This window comes from Geodermatophilus sp. SYSU D01036 (assembly GCF_054050435.1).
Genome location: NZ_JBJGZJ010000010.1, coordinates 61886 through 81216, shown reverse-complemented (window position 1 = coordinate 81216; position 19331 = coordinate 61886). Strand labels below are relative to the sequence as shown.

The following is a 19331-nucleotide window of genomic DNA, read 5'->3' as shown; positions in this document are numbered from 1 at the left end:
GACACCCTGGGGCGTCACGGCGCCGTTACGGGGGAGGACGTCCATGGCCGCGCAGTCGCACCTGCCCGAGCCGGGTGCGGAGCGGGCGCGCACCGGGGCCTCCCGGGTGGTCCCCCCGGAGCCCACCGAGCTGCCGGCGGACCTCGCCGACGGACTGCCGCTGGCCACCGACGTCCCTCTCGCGCCGGTCGACGGCGGCCCGGCGCCGGGACCGGCCGGCACCCTCTCCGGTCCCGGCGGGCTGCCCCGCTGGCTGGTGCTGCTGGTCGGCGCCGCAGCCGCGACGATCGCCGTCGCCGGGGTGCGCGAGATCGCCTGGCTGGTCGCGCCGGTGCTGCTCGCGCTCGTCGTCGTCGTGGCGCTCATGCCGGTGCAGCGCTGGCTGCTGCGCCACCACGTGCCGCGCTGGGCGGCGGCCGGCGTCCTGCTGCTGCTCGTGTGGGGCGTGCTGCTCGGCCTCGGGTCGCTGCTGGTGGTCGCGATCGCCCAGTTCGCCGTCCTGCTGCCCGACTACGCCCCGCAGTTCGCGGTGCTGCTCGACGACACGGTGCAGCGGCTCGACGAGGCCGGGCTGTCCTCCACGCAGATCCAGGACCTGGTCGACCGGTTCGACTACGGCCAGCTCGTGGGCCTGGCCACCGACCTGCTCGCCCGGGTCACCGACACCGCCAGCACGCTGGTGCTGCTGCTGTCGGCGATGGTCTTCCTCGCCATCGAGTCCGGCGGGTTCGGCCGCCGGCTGGCGCTGGTCGCCGAGGACCGGCCGCACCTGCCCATCGCCCTCGGCCTGTTCGCCCGCGGCACCCGCAGCTACCTGCTGGTGAGCACGGTGTTCGGCGCGATCGTGGCGGTGGGCGACACCGTCGCGCTGGCGATCCTCGAGGTCCCGCTGCCGGTGCTCTGGGGCCTGCTGTCGTTCATCACCAACTACGTGCCCAACATCGGGTTCGTGCTCGGCGTCATCCCGCCGGCGCTGCTCGGCCTGCTCGCCGGCGGCTGGACCGAGTTCTGGGTGATCATCGTCGTCTACGCGCTGCTCAACTTCGTCGTGCAGACGCTCATCCAGCCCCGCTTCGTCGGCGACTCGGTGGGCCTGTCGATGACGGTCACCTTCCTCGCGCTGCTGTTCTGGGGCTGGGTGCTCGGCGCGCTGGGCGCGCTGCTGGCCATCCCGCTCACGCTGCTGGTGAAGGCGCTGCTGGTCGACGTCGACCCGCGGGGGCACTGGCTGGACGCGCTGCTGCGGGAGGAGCCGAGGGCCCCGCGGACCAGCCGCGCGCGGCAGCGCGCGCAGGCCCGCCGGGCGGCGCTGGCCTCGGTCCGCGCACTGCACCCGCACTGGCCCTCACGGCGCGGATCCGGGGACTGACCAGCGCTTTCGGGGAATGTCAGGGGTCGGGAGGACGTTGTCCACAAGCCGGGGAACGATCCCGGCGAGACCCCGAGGAGGACCCGTGAAGGGCGATCGTGTCGAGGTCGTCATCGACGCCGGTGGCGACACCCGCACCTACGAGATCGAGGCCACCCGCGCCGGGCGCCGGGTGGACGTGTCCCACGGCCGCGGCGTCGTGGAGGTCACCGAGACCACCCGCGGCGGCACGCCCGTGCGCACCGCACGCTTCATGGCCGGGAGGGTGCTCGCGCTGGTCGAGCACCCGGCGGCCCGCCCGGTGTTCGAGGACGATGACGAGCCGGTGACCCCGCTGCGCCGGAGCGCGTGATGGAGGACCTCCCTGCCCCCCACCGCCACGCTCGCGGCGGGCCCCTGCAGGGAGGCCGTTCGAGCACCTCACCCGAGCTCGTCGTGGTGGTCGGCCTGCAGGGCGCGGGCAAGTCGACGTGGGTGCGGCGCACCCTCGCCGGCACGCACGAGGTGGTGAGCAAGGACCACTGGCCCCGCGCCCGCCGGCGGGAGGCCCGGCAGCAGCGGCTCGTCGCCGCGCTGCTGGCGGCCGGGCGCAGCGTCGTCGTCGACAACACCAGCCCCTCGCCGGAGGAGCGCGCGCCGCTGGTCGCCGCGGCCCGCGCGGCCGGCGTGCCGGTGCGCGCGGTCTGGGTGGACACCCCGCTCGAGGAGTGCCTGGCCCGCAACGCGGCCCGCGAGACGCCGGTACCGCTGGTCGGGGTGTACGCCGCCCGCGCCCGGTTCGCCCCGCCCACCGCGGCCGAGGGCTTCGACCGCGTCGACGTCGTGCGGGGGACGTCGTGCGGGGGGGACGTCGTGCGGGGGGACGTCGTCCGGGGTGACGTCGTGCGCCCGGGGGACTGACCGGCCGGACCGTCGCGTGCGGCCGGGGGAGCCGGTGCGGTAGGAACTGGCAGGCCCGTCCGCTCCCGCCCCCGGAGGTACCCGTCCCGTGCTGGCCAGCATCGGCTACGCCGTCGCCTACACCGCCGTCGGCCTCGTGCTGCTGGCCCTCGGCTTCCTCGTCCTCGACCTGCTGACGCCCGGCCACCTCGGCCGGCGCATCTACGAGGACCGGTCGGTGAGCGCCGCGGTCGTCCTGTCCGCCGGCTTCCTCGCCCAGGGCGCGGTCATCTTCGCCGCCATCTGGACCAACGCGACGTCCGGGTTCGGGGAGGCGCTGCTCTGGACCGTCGTCTTCGGCGTGCTCGGCGTGGTGCTGCAGGCCGTCGCGTTCCTCGTCCTCGACCTGCTCACACCGGGGAAGATGGGCCAGCTCGTCACCGAGACCGGCTTCCACCCCGCCAGCCTGGTGATGGCCGCGACCCAGCTCTCGGTCGCCGCGATCATCGTCGCCTCGATCTGGCCCTGACGGCCGCCGCGCACCGGCACGGGGCCGTCTCCGGACGCCCCGGGCGCCCGCCGTAACCTGACCGGCGCAGCCCGGGGGCCGGCGCGGGGACGACCCGGCCCGAGCCCCCCACCCGGACCGGCCGGCGACGACGCCGCCACCAACGAGAGGAACTGCCATGAGCGAGGCCACCCCCCGCGTCGCCATCGTGACCGGCGCCGCGCGCGGCATCGGCGCCGCGACGGCGAAGCGCCTGGCCGCCGACGGCTTCGCCGTCGCCGTGCTCGACCTCGACGAGGCGAACACCAAGGACACCGTGCAGGCCATCGAGTCCGCCGGCGGGCGCGCGCTCGGCGTCGGCGCCGACGTCAGCGACGCCGAGCAGGTGCAGGCCGCCGTCGACCGGATCGCCGCCGAGCTCGGCCCGCCGGTCGTGCTGGTCAACAACGCCGGCGTCATCCGGGACAACATGCTGTTCAAGATGACCGAGGTCGACTGGGACCTGGTCATGAACGTGCACCTGCGCGGCGCCTTCCTCATGAGCCGCGCCTGCCAGAAGCACATGGTCGAGGCCAAGTGGGGCCGGGTCGTGAACCTGTCGAGCACCTCCGCGCTGGGCAACCGCGGTCAGGCGAACTACTCGACGGCGAAGGCGGGCCTGCAGGGCTTCACCAAGACCCTCGCCATCGAGCTGGGCAAGTTCGGTGTCACCGCCAACGCCATCGCCCCGGGCTTCATCCAGACCGAGATGACGATGGCCACCGCCGAGCGCATGGGCATCGCCTTCGACGACTTCATCAAGGGCGCCGCCTCGCAGATCCCGGTGGCCCGCGTCGGCCAGCCCGAGGACATCGCGCACCTGGTCTCGTTCTTCGTCAGCGAGGGCGCGGGCTTCGTCTCCGGCCAGGTCGTCTACGCCGCGGGCGGCCCGAAGGCGTGACAGCCGCCACGCACGGACCCCCGGAGCAGGGCGGCGCGCCCGTCCTGCACTGACCGCAGCGGCCGTGTCCCACCCCGGGCCCGCGGCGCCGGCGCTCACCCGGCCGGCGCCCCGGGCCCGGGGTGGGCCGTGCCGGGGAGCGCCGTCCAGGGCTCGGCCAGCCGGGTCACCACGGGGCCGGCGACGGCGAGCACCAGCACGTACGCGGTGGTCAGGGGACCGAGCTCGGGCAGGCCGGCCACCACGGCCAGCCCCGCGATGACCACGGAGAACTCCCCGCGGGCGATCAGCGCCGTCCCGGCACGCCAGCGGCCCGGAGCGGCGACCCCGTCCCGGCGGGCGGCGTACCAGCCGGTCCCCACCTTGGTCGCCGCCGTCACGACGGCGAGGAGCAGCGCCGCCGGCAGGACCGGGAGGACGTCGGCGGGGTCGGTGCCCAGCCCGAAGGCCACGAAGAAGGTCGCCGCGAACAGGTCGCGTAACGGGGTGAGGATCCGCCGCACCCGTGCGGCGAAGGGGGCGGGCAGGGCCAGCCCGACGAGGAAGGCGCCGACCGCCGCCGAGACGCCCAGCGCCTGGGCCGCGCCGGCGACCAGCAGGGTCAGCCCGACCAGCCGCAGCAGGACCTGCTCGTCGTCGGGAGAGGTGAGCAGCACCCCCAGGCGGTGACCGTGGCGCCGGGCGGCGGCCAGGACCAGCACCACGGCCCCGGCGGCCAGGGCGAGGCCGCCGGCGGCCGCGGCCGGGCCGCCCCCGGCCAGCGCCACCGCGAGCAGCGGCAGCACCAGCGCCATCGCGAGGTCCTCGAGGACCAGGACCGACAGCACGGCCGGCGTCTCCCGGTTGGCCAGCCGGCCGAGGTCGGCCAGCAGCCGGGCCACGATGCCCGACGACGAGACGTAGGTGATGCCGCCGAGGGCCAGCGCTCCCTGCCAGGGCAGGCCGAGCGCCAGGCCGGCCACGACGCCCGGCGGCGCGTTGAGCAGCAGGTCCACCACGCCCGAACGGCCGTGGTGGCGCAGCGAGGTGAACAGCTCGTCCGGTGAGAACTCCAGGCCGAGGGCGAGCAGCAGCAGCACGACGCCGATCTCGGCCGCGGCCTCGATGAACGGGGTGGCCGTGGTCAGGGGCGCGACCCCGCCCTCGCCCACCGCCAGCGCGGCCACGAGGACGAACGGGATGGGGGAGAGGTCCAGGCGCCGGGCGAGCAGGCCCAGCAGCGCCAGCCCCAGGAAGAGCAGTCCCAGCTCGACCAGCAGCGCCTCGGTGCCGTGCACTCCGGGGGCCTAGGCCGCGCCGTCCAGCCGCGCGCCGAGCTGGGTGAGCCCGGCGTCGGAGCCGATGGCGACCAGCACGTCGCCGGCGTGCAGGACCTCTGCCGGCCCGGGAGAGGGGACGACGTCGTTCTCGCGCACCACGGCCACGATCGAGCACCCGGTCAGCGTCCGGGCGCGGGTGTCGCCGAGCGGGCGCCCGTCGAAGGGGGACCCGGGACGCAGGAGGAAGCGGGCGGACTCGAGGCCCGGCACCTCCCGGGAGAGGTCCACGAACCGCTGGGTCAGCCGCGGCGCGCCGAGGAGCTCGGCCAGGACGCCGGTCTCCTCGGCGTCGAGCCGGAACACGGCGCGGGCGCGGTCCGGGTCGCGCCGGTCGAACACGGCCACCTCCGCGCCGCCCTCGCGCTGGACGACGACGGCCAGGCGGTCGCCGGCACGTGTCGTGAGGCCGTAGCGCACGCCGACGCCGGGCAGCATGGTCTCGTCGAGATCCACCACGCGGGCATCGTGGCAGAGCGTCGCGGGTCGGGGCGCACGGTGGCCGGGGTCACCGGCGGCCGGCCGCGCCGGCGGGCAGAGCGCCCCGCCGACCGGCGTTGCACCGGGCGTGACCGATCGTCTCCACCTCGCCGTCCTCGGTGACTCGATCGCGTACGGCACCGGTGCCGCGCGGGTCGAGGACGGCCTCGGCCCACGGCTGGCGCAGGTGCTGCGCGGCGCGGGCACCGACACCGACCTGTCCGTGCTGGCCGTGCCCGGCGCGGTCTCCCGCGACCTCGCCGCACAGGTCCGCCGGGCCGCGCCGCTCGGCGCCGACCTCGCCGTCGTGGTGATCGGCGCCAACGACCTCGCCCGGTTCCTCCCCGTCGAGCAGGCGGTGGCCGCGCTCGGCGCCGCCGTCGACGGGCTGCGCGCCGCGGGCACCGACGTCGTCGTGGTGCCGGCGCCGGACATGTCCAGCGTGCCGTTCGTGCCGCCGGCGTTCCGGCCGGTCGTGCAGGCCGCCTGCGCGGCGGTGCAGCAGCGGCAGGCGGAGGTGGCGCAGGCGCGCGGCGCCGTCGTCGCGGCCGTCTCCGCCGAGGTGGGCCGGGCGTTCACCACCGACCCGGCGCTGTTCTCCGCCGACCGGTTCCACCCCTCCTCGGCCGGCTACGCGCGGATCGCGGCGGCGCTGGCCCCGACGGTGCTGGCCGCCGCCCGCGCCCGCCGGGACCGCCGCGCCGCCTGAGCTCACGCGGCCCGGGTCGCCTCCGCGGTCGCCCGGCGCAGGCCCTCGAGGTCGAGGTCCGGGCCGTAGCCGGCGGTGCCGGGCTCGATCCGCCAGCTCTCGGCCAGCGGGCCCAGGTCGAGGACGTCGAAGCCGATCTCGTCGATGAACGAGGCGACGACCTCCCGGGCCGAGGCGTCGTCCCCGGCGACGGCCAGCGCCCGCCGGTGCGGGGTGCCGCTCGGCGTCCGCCGGGCGGTGATCTGCGCGGCCGGGATGTGGTTGAACGCCTTGACCACGCGCGAGGTGGGCAGGTGGTCCTGCAGCAGCTGGGAGCTGGTGGTCCTGCCCTCGTCGAGGGCGGCGACGTGCCCGTCGCGCTCCGGGTAGTAGTTGTTGGTGTCGATGACGACCTTCCCGGCCAGCGGCTCGACCGGGATGTCGGGGACCGCCCTGAGCGGCACGGTGACGACGACGAGGTCGCCGGCGGCGCCGGCCTCGGCCGCGGTGGCGGCGCGCACCGAGCCGCGGCGGGAGGGCCGGTCGGTGAGCGCGTCGACGAGGCCGGCGAGGGTCTCCGGGCCGCGGGAGTTGGCGAGGACGACGTCGTGGCCGAGGTCGGTGGCCGCCTGCGCGAGCGCCGTGCCGATGTGGCCGGCGCCGATGATGCCGAGAGTGGTCATGCCTGCCGCCAACGCGCCGGCCCGCGGCCCATTCCCGGCCTTCCGCTCCCTAGCCCCGGTCCAGCGCGTCGGCCAGCAGCTCGGCGAGGTGCTTCCCCGGCCGGTCGGCGAGCTGGTCCAGCTGCGTGCGGCAGGAGAACCCGTCGGCCAGCACGACGGCGTCCGGCCCGGCCGCGCGGACGGCGGGCAGCAGCTGCTGCTCCGCGATGGTCACCGACACCTCGTGGTGCCCCCGCTCGACGCCCCAGTTGCCGGCCAGCCCGCAGCAGCCGCCGAGCCGGGTGACCGTCGCGCCGGCCCGGCGCAGCAGCCGCTCGTCGGTCGCCCACCCCATCACCGCGTGGTGGTGGCAGTGCGGCTGCGCGACCACCTCGACGCCGGCCAGCGACGGCGGCGCCCACCCCTCGGTGGCGGTGAGCAGCTCGGCCAGCGTCCGGGTGGCCGCGGCGACCCGCCCGGCCATGGCACCCCCGCCCACCCCCTCGAGCAGCTCCACGGCGTCGCTGCGCAGCGCCGCCGTGCACGAGGGCTCCACGCCGACGATCGGGATGCCGGCGTCGGCCAGCGGCGCGAGCCGGCGCACGGTGTCGCCGAGGATCCGCTTCGCGGTGTCCAGCTGCCCGGTGGTGATCCAGGTGAGCCCGCAGCAGGTGTCGTCGCCGGGCACCTGCACGGAGTAGCCGGCGGCCTCGAGCACCCGGACGGCGGCGTGCCCGGCCTCCGGCGCGAAGTGGTCGGTGAACGAGTCCACCCACAGCGCCACCGGCGCGCCGCCGCCCGGCCGCGGGGTGAACGACTGCCGGAAGGTGCGCGGCGCGAACGACGGCAGCGACCGCCGCCGGTCCACGCCGGCGCCCCACCTCGCCAGCCGCCCGCCGAGCCGGTTGCGCAGCACCGCGTTGACCAGCCGCGGCGCCCGCGCGGCCAGGTCGGACCACATCGGCAGCCGGCCCAGCGTGTAGTGCGCCAGCGGCCGGAGGCGCCGCCGGTAGGACTGGTGCAGCACCTCGGACTTGTAGCTGGCCATGTCCACGCCGGTCGGGCAGTCCCGCGAGCAGCCCTTGCACGACAGGCACAGGTCGAGCGCGGCGTGCACCTCCGGTGAGCGCCAGTCCCGCACCGGCCCGCCCGGCGCGAGCATCTCCTGCAGCACCCGGGCGCGGCCGCGGGTGGAGTCCTTCTCCTCGCGGGTGGCCGGGAACGACGGGCACATCACCGCGACGCCGGACGGGTCGGCCCGGCACTTGCCGACGCCCGTGCAGCGGTGCACCGCGTTGGACAGGTCGCCGTCGTCGTGCCGGTAGGCCAGCGCCAGGCCCTCGCGCAGGCGCGGCGCGGCGGCCACCCGGACGTCGTCGTCCAGGCGGGCCGGGCGCACCAGCACGCCGGGGTTGAGCACGTCGCCGGGGTCGAACAGCGCCTTGACCTGCGCGAACAGGTCCAGCGCGGCGGGGGAGTACATGGTCGACAGCAGCTCGCTGCGGGCCCGGCCGTCGCCGTGCTCGCCCGACACCGACCCGCCGTAGCGGGCGACCAGCCGGGCGGCGTCCTCGACGAAGGAGCGGTAGGCGGCGCGGCCGCGGTCGGGCTCGCGGCCGAACGGGAAGTCGATGCGCACGTGCACGCAGCCGTCGCCGAAGTGGCCGTACGGCACGCCCTGCAGCCCGTGCTGCTCCAGCAGCGCGTCGAACTCGCGCAGGTAGGCGCCGAGGGACTCCACCGGCACGGCGGCGTCCTCCCAGCCGGCGTGCGCGGGGCGGCCGTCGGAGGTGCGCGCGGCCAGGCCGGCGCCGTCCTCGCGGATCCGCCAGATGGCGGCGGCGTGCGCGACGTCGGTGACCACCAGGGCGTCCAGCGCGCCGGCGTCGGCGACCACACCCGCGCCCTTCGCCTCGACCTCGGCGACGGTGTCGCCGGTGACCTCGACGATCAGCCAGCCCGCGCCGCGCGGCAGCTCGGGGACGACGGCGGCCGGCACGTCGCGCAGCCGCTGCACGATCCGCTCGTCCAGGCCCTCGACGGCGGTCGGCCCGTGCCGGAGCAGGCCGGGCGTGGCGTCGGCGGCGTCGGCCATCGACGGGTAGCCGAGCACGACCAGCCCGCGGTACGGGGCGTCGGCGACCAGCCGCACGGTGGCGCCGAGGACGACGGCGAGCGTGCCCTCGCTGCCCACCAGCGCCCGGGCGACGTCGAAGCCGTGCTCGGGCAGCAGGTGCTCCAGCGAGTAGCCCGACACCTGCCGGCCGAAGCGGCCGAGCTCGGTGCGGATGGTGGCCAGCTCGCGGCCGACCAGGGCGCGCAGGTCGTCGACCACCCCGCTGCCCGTGCCGTCCACGGTCGCCCCGGAGGTCAGCCGCAGCCGCTGCCCGGTCCCGGTGACGACGTCGAGGCCGACGACGTTGTCCGACGTCCGGCCGTAGCCCAGCGCCCGCGACCCGCAGGCGTTGTTGCCGATCATCCCGCCGACGGTGCAGCGGTTGGCGGTGCTCGGGTCCGGCCCGAAGCGCAGCCCGTGCGGGCGGGCGGCCAGCTGCAGCCGGGCCTGGACGACGCCGGGGTCGATGACCGCGGTGCGCGCCTCGGCGTCGACCGCGTGCACCCGGTCCAGGTACCGGCTGGTGTCGACGACGACCCCGGTGCCCACCGCGTTGCCGGCGATCGAGGTGCCCGCGCCGCGCATGGTCAGCGGCACGCCGAGGGTCCGGCAGACCTCGAGGGCCGCGACGACCTCGTCGGCGTCGCGCGGGCGGACGACGGCGCGCGGCAGCACGCGGTACAGCGAGCCGTCGGAGGAGTACAGCGCCCGGGCCAGGCCCGAGTCGTCGACGTCACCGATCCCGGCCCGGCGGAGCGCGGCGGTGACCTCGGCGGTGTCGGCGGTGGTGTCGGCGAGTGCGCTGCTCACCCTCCCAGTGTCCCCGGTGCCGCCGCGGGGGCGGACGGCACCGGGGGGAGGCGTGTCAGTCGCCGGTCGGCGGCTCGTCCTCGCCGGACTCCTCCGCCGCGTCGGCCTCCTCCTTGGTGTGGTGCACCGCGCCGTCGGCGTGCTCCGGCGGGCCGTACACCGTGTACAGGATCAGCGGGTTCTCGCCGGTGTTCACGAAGTTGTGCTTGGTCCCGGCCGGGACGACGACCAGGTCGCCCTGTGCGACCTTCTTCGTGGCGCCGCCGACCTTCGCCTCCCCGACGCCGCTGACGAAGGTGAGGATCTGGTCGATGTCCTCGTGGACCTCCTCGCCGATCTCCCCGCCCGGCGGGATGGTCATGACGACCAGCTGCGTGTTCTTCCCGGTCCACAGGACCCGGCGGAAGTCGGGGCTCTCCTCGGCGACGGTCGCGATGGTGAAGTGGATGACGGACGCCATGGACGGCGCTCCTCCCTGTCTCGCGGCACCCGGACGGTGCTCCTCGGACCAGCCTTGCCCCCCGCTGCTGCGGCCCATGCCTGTTCCTCCGCAGGGGTGGTGCAGCCGCGGCCGGCCCTGCTAGCGTCGCGGCATCCCGGTTGGAATGTCCAACCGACGAGCCTGCTGGGGGCGCGCGTGTCCCGATCGGTCGAGTCCCGTCCCGTGCCCGCGGCCGCCGACGCCGCCGGGGCCGCCGCGCCCCAGCGGCGGACGCTCGCCGTCGTCGCGGTCAGCACCCTCGTCGTCCTCGCCGCCTTCGTCACCCCGCTGGCCACCGCCGTGGCCACCGCCGCCGAGCTGGGCACCGACGCGGGCGGGCAGGCGTGGCTGCTGTCGGCGATGAGCGTCGGGCTGGCCGCGGCGCTGCTGGTCACCGGCGCCGCCGCCGACGACCTCGGCCGCCGCCGGGTGTTCACCGCGGGTCTCGTGCTGCTGGCCGCCGGCGCCGCGCTGTCGGCCGCCGCGGGGTCGACCGGCGTCTTCGTCGCCGGCCGGCTGGTCGAGGGCGTCGGCGGCGCGGCCGTGCTGGCCTGCTCGCTCGGGCTGATCGCGCAGGTGTTCCCGCTCGGCCCGGCGCGGGCGCGCGCGGCGGCGGTGTGGGGCGCCAGCCTGGGCGCGGGCACCGGCGTGGGCGGGCTGGCCGCGGTGGTCCTCGACGGCGACACCGGCTGGCGGGCCACGCACGTCGCCACCGCCGTCGTCACGCTGCTGCTGGCGGTCGCCGCCCGGCTGCTGCTGCCGGAGGCGGCACCCGGCCGCCGGCCGCGGGTGGACGTCGCGGGGCCGGTGCTGCTCGTCGCCGCGGTGTGCTGCCTGCTCGTCGGGCTGGTCGCCACCCGCACCGGCACCGGGACCGCGACCGTCGTCGCGCTGCTCGCCGGCGGCGCGGCGCTGACCGTCGCGTTCGTGCTGGCCGAGTCCCGGGTGCGCGCGCCGATGGTCGACCTCGGCCTGTTCCGCGTCCGCGGCTTCCTCGCCGCGAGCGTCGGCGCGCTGGTCACCGGCGCGGCCACGGTCGGGCTGATGTCCTTCCTCGCCACCGTGCTGCAGCGGGCGCTGGGGGAGAGCCTGCTCGCGACGACGGTGCTCGTGCTGATCTGGTCCGCGGTCGCGACGGCGACGTCGGTGGGCCTGCGCTGGCTGCCCGGCGTCGACGGGCGCGTGCTGCTGGCCGCCGGCCTCGCGGTCTCGGCCGCGGGACTGGCGGCGCTGGCCGTCCTCGACCCCGGCGACCGGGCCGCCGCGCTGCTGCCGGGCCTGCTGGTCCTCGGCGTCGGCTACGGCGCGGCCAACGCGGCGCTCGGCCGCGAGGCGGTGGCGCACGTGCCGCCCGAGCGGGCCGGCATGGGCAGCGGCGCCAACAACACCGCCCGCTACCTGGGCGCCGCCGTCGGCGTCACGCTGGTCGTCCTGCTGGTGACCGCGGGCGCGCCCGCCGGCACCGCGGCCGGCCTGCTCGCCGGGTGGGACGCGGCCGCGCTCGCCGGCGCGGGGGTCAGTGCGGCCGGGGCGCTGGCGGTGCTGGCACTGCGACCGGCACGCCGCTGACCCGGGCGGCTCAGCGGCGGGCGACGAGACCGACGAGCACCTCGGTGGCGACGTCGGTGTCCTCGGCCAGGGAGCCGGCCTCGCCGCGCTCGACCCGGACGAGCATCAGCTCGTTGAGACCGCCGACCGCGGCGACGACGAGCGCCCGGTCCACCGCCCGCACCTCGTCGGGGTACCGCTCGGCCATCTCGGCGGCGACCCCGCCGATCAGCTCCACGTAGCGGTCGATGACCTGCCGCCGCAGGGTGAGCGCGTGCCGGCCGGCGGCCTGCACCTCCACCAGCGCCGCCCAGGCCACCTCCGGGTTGGCGGCGAGCACCTCCAGGTAGGCGCGCACGGCCGACCTCAGCCGGTCCCGCCAGGCCAGCCCCTCGGCGGCCGCCCGGTCCTGCGCGGCGTGCACGGTGGCGAGCATCTTGTCGGTGGCGCGGGTGTAGAGCTCGAGGAGGCAGTGCTCCTTGTCGCGGAAGTGCGCGTAGACGACGGTCTTGGACACCCGGCCCTCGCGGGCGATGTCGGAGATCGTCGTCGCGCGGTAGCCCTTCTCGGCCATGCAGGTGGCCAGCGCGAGGAGGATGCGCACCCGGCGGTGGGCGTCGTCCTCGGTCAGGTCCTCGGGGGAGACCAGTGCTGCGACCACCTCCCGATCCTAGGGCCGGGCACCCCCCGTCCGGGCCGCGCTCGGGCGCGTGCCGTGAGGCGACTCACCGCGGTACCGGGAACAACCGGTCCGCAGGAACTGTCGTCCCCTCAGTGACGCCCCCGACCGCCGCTCGCACCCCGCTGCGCGCCTACGCCGTCTGGCTCACCGCGCTCGCCGCCTACGTCGTCGCCGTGTTCCACCGCGCCTCGCTCGGCGTGGCCGGGGTGGAGGCGCAGGAGCGGTTCTCCGCCGGGGCGTCGGCGGTCTCGCTGTTCCTGGTGCTGCAGCTCGCGGTCTACGCCGGGCTGCAGGTGCCGGTCGGGGTGGCGCTGGACCGCTTCGGCTCGCGCCGGCTGATCGTCGCGGGCGGGGTCACCATGGCCGTGGGCCAGCTGGTGCTGGCGCTGGCCACCGACGTCCCCACCGCGGTCGCGGCCCGCGTGCTGGTCGGCGCCGGCGACGCGATGACGTTCATCAGCGTGCTGCGCGTGATCGGCTTCTGGTTCCCCGGCCGCACCGTCCCGCTGGTCACCCAGCTCACCGGCATCCTCGGCCAGCTCGGGCAGGTCGTGGCCGCCTACCCGCTGGTCGCGCTGCTGCACACCGCGGGCTGGCGCAGCACCTTCCTCGGCGCGGCGGCGGCCGGCGTGCTGGTCGTCGTCCTGGTGCTCGCCACGCTGCGCGACGCCCCGCCCGGCGTCGCGCCCGCCACCCCCGCGGGGCTGGCCGAGGTGCGCCGCAACCTGGCGCTGACCTGGCGGGAGTCCGGCACCCGGATCGGCCTCTACACCCACCTGGTCACCCAGTTCTCCGGCACGGTCTTCGCGCTGCTGTGGGGCTATCCCTTCCTCGTCGTCGGCCAGGGGTCGTCCCCGGCGACGGCGGCCGGGCTGCTCACCCTGCTGGTCGTCGTCGGCATGGGGGTGGGGCCGCTGCTCGGCCGGCTGTGCGGGCGCTGGCCGCTGCGCCGCTCGGTGCTGGTCCTCGGCATCCTCGCCGTCACCGCCGCCACCTGGACCGTCGTCCTGCTGTGGCCCGGCCGAGCGCCGCTGTGGCTGCTCGTGCTGCTGGTCGTCGTGCTCGGCACCAACGGCCCCGGCTCGATGATCGGCTTCGACTACGCCCGCACCTGGAACCCCGCCGAGCGGCAGGGCAGCGCCAGCGGCGTGGTCAACGTCGGCGGCTTCGTCGCCTCGCTGCTGACCATCCTGGCGATCGGCGCGGTGCTCGACGTCCTCACGCCCGGCGCCTCGACCGCCTACGACCTCGGCGCCTTCCGCGCCGCGTTCGCCGTCCAGTACCTGTTCTGGGCGATCGGCCTGGTCGGCGTGCTGCGCCACCGCCGGGCGCTGCGGGCGCGGCTGGCCCGCGACGGCGTCGTCCTCGCCCCGCTGGTGACGGCGGTCGGCGCCCGGCTGCGCGGCGGGTCCGCCTACCGCTGACCGGGCTGCTGTTCGTCGCGGTCTCCATCGACCTCGACCGGATCCTCGCGTTCCCGGCGCTGCCCCGCCGGGCCCGCGGCCACGCTGGTGCTGCTGGCGGCGGGATCGCTCGCCCTCGGCGCCGGCGGCGGGCTCCACTGGCTGGTGGGGGCGCTGGTCGGCGGGATCGCGGCGTCGTGCCTGAACGCCCGGGTGCTGCTGGTGGAGATCCAGTGCTGACCTGCGGCCCTCTGTGGGCGCGGGCAGGATCGCCCGCATGGACGTCGTGGTCGGGCTGGACAGCGGGACGACGGCGACCAAGGCGGTCACGGCCGGCACCGACGGGCGGGTGCGCGACCTGGTGAGCGTCGGCTACCCGCTGTCGGTGCCCGCCCCCGGCCGCGCCGAGCTGGACGCGCACCGGGTCGCCGACGCCGCCGTCGAGGCGCTGGCCGCCGTCAGCCGGGCCGCCCGCGAGCGCGGCGACCGGGTGGTCGGGATCTGCCTGTCCGCGGCCATGCACGGCCTGGTCCCCATGGACGACGACGGCCGGCCGCTGGGCCCGGTCGTCACCTGGGCCGACGACCGCGCCGCGGGCTTCGCCGAGGCCCTGCGCGCCGACGGCCGCGCCGGCGGGCTGCACACCCGCACCGGGACGCCGGTGCACCCGATGTCCCCGCTGCTCAAGCTCGCCTGGATGCGCGCCGAGGAGCCCGGCCGGCTGGACGCGGTGCCGCGCTGGGGCGGGGTCAAGGAGCTCGTCGTGTCCGCGCTGCGCGGCGGGCCCCAGGTCCTCGACCGCGCCTGCGCCTCGGCCACCGGCCTCTACGGCATCCGCACCGGCACCTGGGACGCCGAGGCGCTGCACGTGGCCGGCGTCCGCCCCGGGCAGCTCGGCGAGGTCCTGCCGACGACGACGGTGCTCGACGGCCTGCGCCCGGAGGTCGCCGCGGCCACCGGCCTGCCCGCGGACACCCCGCTGGTCCTCGGCGCCTCCGACGGCGTGCTGGCCAACCTCGGCATCGGCGCGGTCCGCCCCGAGGTCGCCGCCGTGTCGCTGGGCACCAGCGGCGCGATGCGCGTCGTCGTGCCGGCGCCGACCGTGGACCCGGCGCACCGGCTGTTCTGCTACGCGCTCACCGACGACCAGTGGGTGGTCGGCGGCGCGGTCAACAACGGCGGCTCGGTGGTGCGCTGGGCCGCCCAGGCGCTGGCCGACGGGGAGGGGGTCACGGGGGAGGACGCCGACGCCCTCGACGCCCGGCTGCTCGAGGAGGCCGCCGCGGTGCCCGCCGGCAGTGCCGGGCTGCTGTGCCTGCCCTACCTGCTGGGGGAGCGGGCGCCGTGGTGGCGGTCCGGGCTGCGCGGGGCGTACGTCGGGCTGCGCCGCGAGCACCGCCGGGGGCACCTGGTGCGCGCCGCCGTCGAGGGCGTGTGCCAGCAGCTGGCGCTCGTCCGCGACGCGTTCTCGGCCACCGGCCTGCCCGTGACCGAGGTCCGCGCCACCGGCGGGGCGGTGGCCTCGCCGCTGTGGGTGTCCACCCTCGCCGCCGCTCTGGACCTGCCGGTGCGGGTCGCCGACTCCCCGGAGGGTACGGGGCTGGGCGCCTGCCTGCTCGGCCTGCACGCGCTGGGCGCGCTGCCCGACCTCGACGCCGCCACCGCACTGGTCGGCGTCTCCGACCCGGTCGAGCCCGACCCGGCCGCGGCGGACCTCTACCGGCACACCCGACCGCTGGTCGAGCGGTCCACCCGCGCGCTGGAAGACGTCCTGCGCGCCCTCGACGCCCTCGACGACGAGGGCTGAACCCCAGGAGGACCCCATGCCCGAGGTCGAACCGGCTCTGGGAGCCGGGTGGCTGTTGCTCATCGCGGCGGCAGCCGTGGGCGTGCTGCTGTTCCTGATCATGAAGCTCAAGCTGCACGCGTTCCTGGCACTGATCCTGGTCAGCCTGCTGACGGCGCTGGTGGCCCAGGTCCCGCTCGAGGACGTCGTCACCACCCTCACCGAGGGGTTCGGCGCGACCCTGGCCAACGTGGCGCTGCTGGTCGGCCTCGGGGCGATGCTCGGGCGGCTGCTCGAGCACAGCGGCGGGGCGCAGGTGCTCGCCGACAGCCTCATCGGGCGCTTCGGCGAGAAGCGCGCCCCCCTGGCGCTGGGCGTCGCCGCGCTGCTGTTCGGCTTCCCGATCTTCTTCGACGCCGGCCTCGTGGTCTTCCTGCCGATCGTCTTCACGGTCGCCCGCCGGCTGGGCGGCTCGCTGCTCACCTACGGCCTGCCGGTCGCCGGCGCCTTCGCCGTGATGCACGCCTTCGTCCCGCCGCACCCGGGGCCGGTCGCGGCGGCCGAGCTCATCGGGGCCGACATCGGGCTGGTCCTGGTCTTCGGGCTGGTCGTCGGCCTGCCCACCTGGTACCTGGGCGGCTACCTGTTCGGCCTGTGGGCCGGGCGGCGCTTCGACGTCGCGGTGCCGCCGTCCGAGGACGACCCGGACACCGGCGCCGCACCGGAGGCCCCCGAGCCCACCGTGGCCGGGACCGCACCGGGCACCGCGGGCGCCTCCGGCGGACGCCGGACCGGGACGGTCACCCGCCCGGCGCCGCCGGGCTTCGGCACCGTGCTCGGCATCCTGCTGCTCCCGCTCGTGCTGATCTTCCTCAACACCGGGCTGACCACCCTGGCCACCGCGGGGGCGCTCGAGGAGACGTCGTTCCTCGTGCGCGCGGGTCAGCTGCTCGGCGCCACCCCGGTGGCGCTGCTGATCACCGTGCTGGTCGCGATCGTGGTGCTCGGCCGGCGCCGCGGCGAGAGCGGCGCCCAGGTCGAGTCGATCGTCAACAGCGCCCTGGGCCCGGTCTGCGCGATCATCCTCATCACCGGCGCCGGCGGCATGTTCGGGGGCGTCCTGCGGGCCAGCGGCATCGGCACGGCGCTGGCCGACGTCCTCGGCGACATCGGCCTGCCGGTGATCGTGGCCGCGTTCGTGGTCTCCGTGCTGCTGCGGGTGGCGCAGGGCTCGGCCACGGTCGCCCTCACCACGACCGCCGGCCTCATGGCCCCGGTGGTCGAGGCCAGCAGCGGACTGTCCTCCATCGACCTGGCGCTGATCGTCCTCGCGATCGCCGGCGGGGCCACCGTCCTCTCGCACGTCAACGACTCCGGGTTCTGGCTGGTCAGCCGGTTCTTCCAGATGGACGAGAAGACGACGCTCAAGACCTGGACCGTCATGGAGACGCTGCTCGGGACGCTCGGGTTCGTCTTCGCGCTCGTGCTCAGCCTCTTCCTGTAGACCCCGGACCCCGGGCGGCCCACCATGGCTGTCCGGGGTTCGCCCGGGGTCCGCAGCGGCGCGGAAGGGGAGTGCGATGAGGGGTGCGGCGCGGGCCGCGGTGGCCGGACTCGGGGCGCTGGCGGCGGTGGCCGCCCGGGACCTGGTGCAGCGGGAGCACACAGTGCTCCGCAACTTCCCGGTGATCGGGCACGCCCGCTACCTGCTGGAGGCGATCGGCCCGGAGCTGCGGCAGTACCTGGTCGCCGGCAACAACGAGGAGCGGCCGTTCACCCGGGACCAGCGGCGCTGGGTGTACGCCTCGGCCAAGCGGGAGAACAACTACTTCGGGTTCGGCACCGACAACGACCTCGAGTTCACGGCGGGCTACCCGGTGATCAACCACCGCACGTTCGGCCGCGCCGTGCCGCCGTCCCACCCGCACTCGGCCGCCGACGTGGCGCTGCCCTCGGCCAAGGTGCTCGGCGGCCCCCGCGGGCGGGCCCGGGCGTTCCGGCCGGCGTCGGTGGTGAACGTGTCGGCGATGAGCTTCGGCTCGCTGTCCGGGGCCGCCGTCGAGGCGCTCAACCGCGGCGCGGCGCTGGTGGGGTGCCTGCACAACACCGGCGAGGGCGGGCTGTCGGTGCACCACCGGCACGGCGGCGAGCTGGTGTTCCAGATCGGCACCGCCTACTTCGGCTGCCGCGACGAGGCCGGTCGCTTCGACCTGCAGCGGCTCAAGGACCTCGTGGCATCCGCCCCCGTGCGGGCGCTGGAGGTCAAGCTCAGCCAGGGCGCCAAGCCCGGGCTGGGCGGGGTGCTGCCGGCGGCGAAGGTCTCGGCCGAGATCGCCGCCGCCCGCGGGGTGCCCGAGGGCGTCGACTGCGTCAGCCCGTCGCGGCACGCGGAGTTCACCGACACCGACAGCCTGCTCGACTGGGTGGAGCTGCTGGCCGCCGAGACCGGCCTGCCCGTGGGCATCAAGTCCGCCGTCGGTGACATGACCTTCTGGGACGAGCTGACCGGGCTGATGGCCACCACCGGCCGCGGCGTGGACTTCGTGACCGTCGACGGCGGTGAGGGCGGCACCGGGGCCGCGCCGCTGATCTTCACCGACTCGGTGTCGCTGCCGTTCCAGCTCGGCTTCGCCCGCGTCTACTCGACCTTCGCCCGCCGCGGCCTGGCCGAGCAGGTCACGTTCGTCGGCGCCGGCAAGCTCGGCCTGCCCGACAACGCGGTGGTGGCCTTCGCCCTCGGCTGCGACATGGTCAACATCGCCCGCGAGGCGATGCTCGCCATCGGCTGCATCCAGGCGCAGAAGTGCCACACCGACACCTGCCCGACCGGCGTCGCCACCCAGAACGCGTGGCTGGCGCACGGCCTGGACCCGGCGCTGAAGTCGGTGCGGCTGGCCAGCTACGTGGCCACCCTGCGCCGGGACCTGCTCAAGGTGGCCGAGGCGTGCGGCGTCGAGCACCCGGGGCTGATCGACACCGGCTCGGTGGAGGTGCTCACCGGCCGGACGGCGTCCCGGCCGCTCGCCGAGGTCTACGACTACGAGCCCGGCTGGGGGCTGCCCTCGGCCGCCGACCGCGCGGAGATCGTCCGGATCATGACGGCCGAGGCTCCGCAGGGCGGCTCCGCGGCGCCGTCGGAGGACGCCGTCCGCTGAGTGCACCCGCCGTCACCGTCCGGGGGCCGCCGGTGGCGACGCGCTGCGGATGGGGCCGAAGGTCCCGCCGGTCCGTCCGGGCCCGCCACTAGCGTCGCCCGCTCCTGAGTGGTCCCGACTTCCCCGCGGAGGCCTCGATGGCGGCCTACCTGTACCGGTGCCCGGCGTGCGGCCCCTGGGAGGTGCGGCGGCCCATCGGGACCGCGCAGGCCTCGGAGGCGTGTCCCTCGTGCGGCGACACCGGCCGGCGCGTCTACACCGCCCCGCTGCTGGCGCGCACCCCGGCGCCGCTGGCCGCGGCGCGGGCGCGCGAGGAGGCCAGCGCCGACGCGCCCGCCGTGACGACGGCCGTGCCGCCGGCCCCCCGCCGCCCGGTGCCGCGCGACCCCCGGTGGAGCGCCCTCCCGAAGCCCTGACCAGCCCGCGCGGCGGCCACTGGGCCGGGCCGCCGTCGCCTCCCCGGCTCCCCGCGCGGAGCCGCCGCGAACGGCCCGCGGACGCGGGTCGG

General features: G+C 76.6%; 19 protein-coding genes. 13 read left to right on the top strand and 6 right to left on the bottom strand.

From position 1 onward, the window contains the following. Window positions 1-43: 43 nt before the first annotated feature. From ACI8AR_RS12360 to fabG, 5 genes are all read left to right on the top strand, one after another. Window positions 44-1369, top strand: coding sequence for an AI-2E family transporter (locus ACI8AR_RS12360; RefSeq protein WP_456934935.1), 1326 nt, complete (start codon window positions 44-46; stop codon window positions 1367-1369). Between the two features lie 85 nt (window positions 1370-1454). Next, on the top strand, window positions 1455-1721 hold the full coding sequence (locus ACI8AR_RS12355) for a hypothetical protein (RefSeq protein WP_456934934.1): 267 nt from the start codon (window positions 1455-1457) through the stop codon (window positions 1719-1721). An 86-nt stretch (window positions 1722-1807) separates the two neighbouring features. Next, window positions 1808-2269, top strand: a complete 462-nt coding sequence (locus ACI8AR_RS12350) for an AAA family ATPase (protein ID WP_457051301.1) — start codon at window positions 1808-1810, stop codon at window positions 2267-2269. An 88-nt stretch (window positions 2270-2357) separates the two neighbouring features. Continuing rightward, window positions 2358-2777 carry a DUF350 domain-containing protein gene (locus ACI8AR_RS12345; RefSeq protein ID WP_456934932.1) on the top strand — a complete coding sequence of 140 codons (420 nt, stop codon included), beginning with the start codon at window positions 2358-2360 and terminating at the stop codon, window positions 2775-2777. Window positions 2778-2934: 157 nt separating this feature from the next. Continuing rightward, window positions 2935-3696, top strand: a complete 762-nt coding sequence (gene fabG, locus ACI8AR_RS12340) for a 3-oxoacyl-ACP reductase FabG (protein WP_457051300.1) — start codon at window positions 2935-2937, stop codon at window positions 3694-3696. A gap of 95 nt (window positions 3697-3791) precedes the next feature. On the opposite strand, the gene ACI8AR_RS12335 is transcribed toward fabG, so the two are convergent. Together ACI8AR_RS12335 and ACI8AR_RS12330 are read right to left on the bottom strand one after the other, a co-directional pair. Then, on the bottom strand, window positions 3792-4973 hold the full coding sequence (locus ACI8AR_RS12335) for a cation:proton antiporter (protein ID WP_457051299.1): 1182 nt from the start codon (window positions 4971-4973) through the stop codon (window positions 3792-3794). A 9-nt stretch (window positions 4974-4982) separates the two neighbouring features. Beyond that, window positions 4983-5471, bottom strand: coding sequence for a cation:proton antiporter regulatory subunit (locus ACI8AR_RS12330; RefSeq protein WP_457051298.1), 489 nt, complete (start codon window positions 5469-5471; stop codon window positions 4983-4985). Between the two features lie 109 nt (window positions 5472-5580). Between ACI8AR_RS12330 and ACI8AR_RS12325 the strand changes: the two genes are divergently transcribed. Beyond that, window positions 5581-6201 carry an SGNH/GDSL hydrolase family protein gene (locus ACI8AR_RS12325; RefSeq protein WP_457051297.1) on the top strand — a complete coding sequence of 207 codons (621 nt, stop codon included), beginning with the start codon at window positions 5581-5583 and terminating at the stop codon, window positions 6199-6201. A gap of 2 nt (window positions 6202-6203) precedes the next feature. Here ACI8AR_RS12325 and ACI8AR_RS12320 read toward each other — a convergent pair whose 3' ends face one another. Genes ACI8AR_RS12320 through ACI8AR_RS12310 form a run of 3 tightly spaced genes read right to left on the bottom strand, consistent with a single transcriptional unit; the run spans window position 6204 to window position 10228 of the window. Next, window positions 6204-6863: an NADPH-dependent F420 reductase gene (locus ACI8AR_RS12320; RefSeq protein WP_457051296.1), complete on the bottom strand. Its 660-nt coding sequence runs from the start codon at window positions 6861-6863 to the stop codon at window positions 6204-6206. A gap of 49 nt (window positions 6864-6912) precedes the next feature. After that, a complete protein-coding gene (locus ACI8AR_RS12315) occupies window positions 6913-9768 on the bottom strand; it encodes an FAD-binding and (Fe-S)-binding domain-containing protein (RefSeq protein WP_457051295.1) in 2856 nt (951 codons plus the stop codon). 55 nt (window positions 9769-9823) lie between these two features. Further along, on the bottom strand, window positions 9824-10228 hold the full coding sequence (locus ACI8AR_RS12310; protein WP_457051294.1) for a cupin domain-containing protein: 405 nt from the start codon (window positions 10226-10228) through the stop codon (window positions 9824-9826). 177 nt (window positions 10229-10405) lie between these two features. On the opposite strand from ACI8AR_RS12310, the gene ACI8AR_RS12305 reads away from it, so the two are divergent. Beyond that, window positions 10406-11818, top strand: a complete 1413-nt coding sequence (locus tag ACI8AR_RS12305) for an MFS transporter (RefSeq protein ID WP_457051293.1) — start codon at window positions 10406-10408, stop codon at window positions 11816-11818. Between the two features lie 10 nt (window positions 11819-11828). Here the strand turns inward: ACI8AR_RS12305 and ACI8AR_RS12300 are convergent, their stop codons facing one another. Beyond that, window positions 11829-12458, bottom strand: a complete 630-nt coding sequence (locus ACI8AR_RS12300; protein ID WP_457051292.1) for a TetR/AcrR family transcriptional regulator — start codon at window positions 12456-12458, stop codon at window positions 11829-11831. 113 nt (window positions 12459-12571) lie between these two features. Here ACI8AR_RS12300 and ACI8AR_RS12295 point away from each other — a divergent pair, with 113 nt between their 5' ends. From ACI8AR_RS12295 to ACI8AR_RS12270, 6 genes are all read left to right on the top strand, one after another. After that, window positions 12572-13903 (top strand): MFS transporter, encoded by a 1332-nt coding sequence (locus tag ACI8AR_RS12295; protein ID WP_457051291.1) that lies wholly within the window; start codon window positions 12572-12574, stop codon window positions 13901-13903. Between the two features lie 87 nt (window positions 13904-13990). Next, on the top strand, window positions 13991-14122 hold the full coding sequence (locus ACI8AR_RS12290; RefSeq protein ID WP_457051290.1) for a hypothetical protein: 132 nt from the start codon (window positions 13991-13993) through the stop codon (window positions 14120-14122). 37 nt (window positions 14123-14159) lie between these two features. Next, window positions 14160-15689, top strand: a complete 1530-nt coding sequence (locus ACI8AR_RS12285; RefSeq protein ID WP_457051289.1) for a gluconokinase — start codon at window positions 14160-14162, stop codon at window positions 15687-15689. 16 nt (window positions 15690-15705) lie between these two features. After that, on the top strand, window positions 15706-17172 hold the full coding sequence (locus ACI8AR_RS12280) for a GntP family permease (protein ID WP_457051288.1): 1467 nt from the start codon (window positions 15706-15708) through the stop codon (window positions 17170-17172). 76 nt (window positions 17173-17248) lie between these two features. Continuing rightward, entirely contained in the window at window positions 17249-18823 is a 1575-nt protein-coding gene (locus ACI8AR_RS12275; RefSeq protein WP_456934911.1) for a glutamate synthase-related protein, read from the top strand. 137 nt (window positions 18824-18960) lie between these two features. Further along, window positions 18961-19239 carry an FmdB family zinc ribbon protein gene (locus ACI8AR_RS12270; protein ID WP_457051287.1) on the top strand — a complete coding sequence of 93 codons (279 nt, stop codon included), beginning with the start codon at window positions 18961-18963 and terminating at the stop codon, window positions 19237-19239. The last annotated feature ends 92 nt before the right edge of the window (window positions 19240-19331 follow it).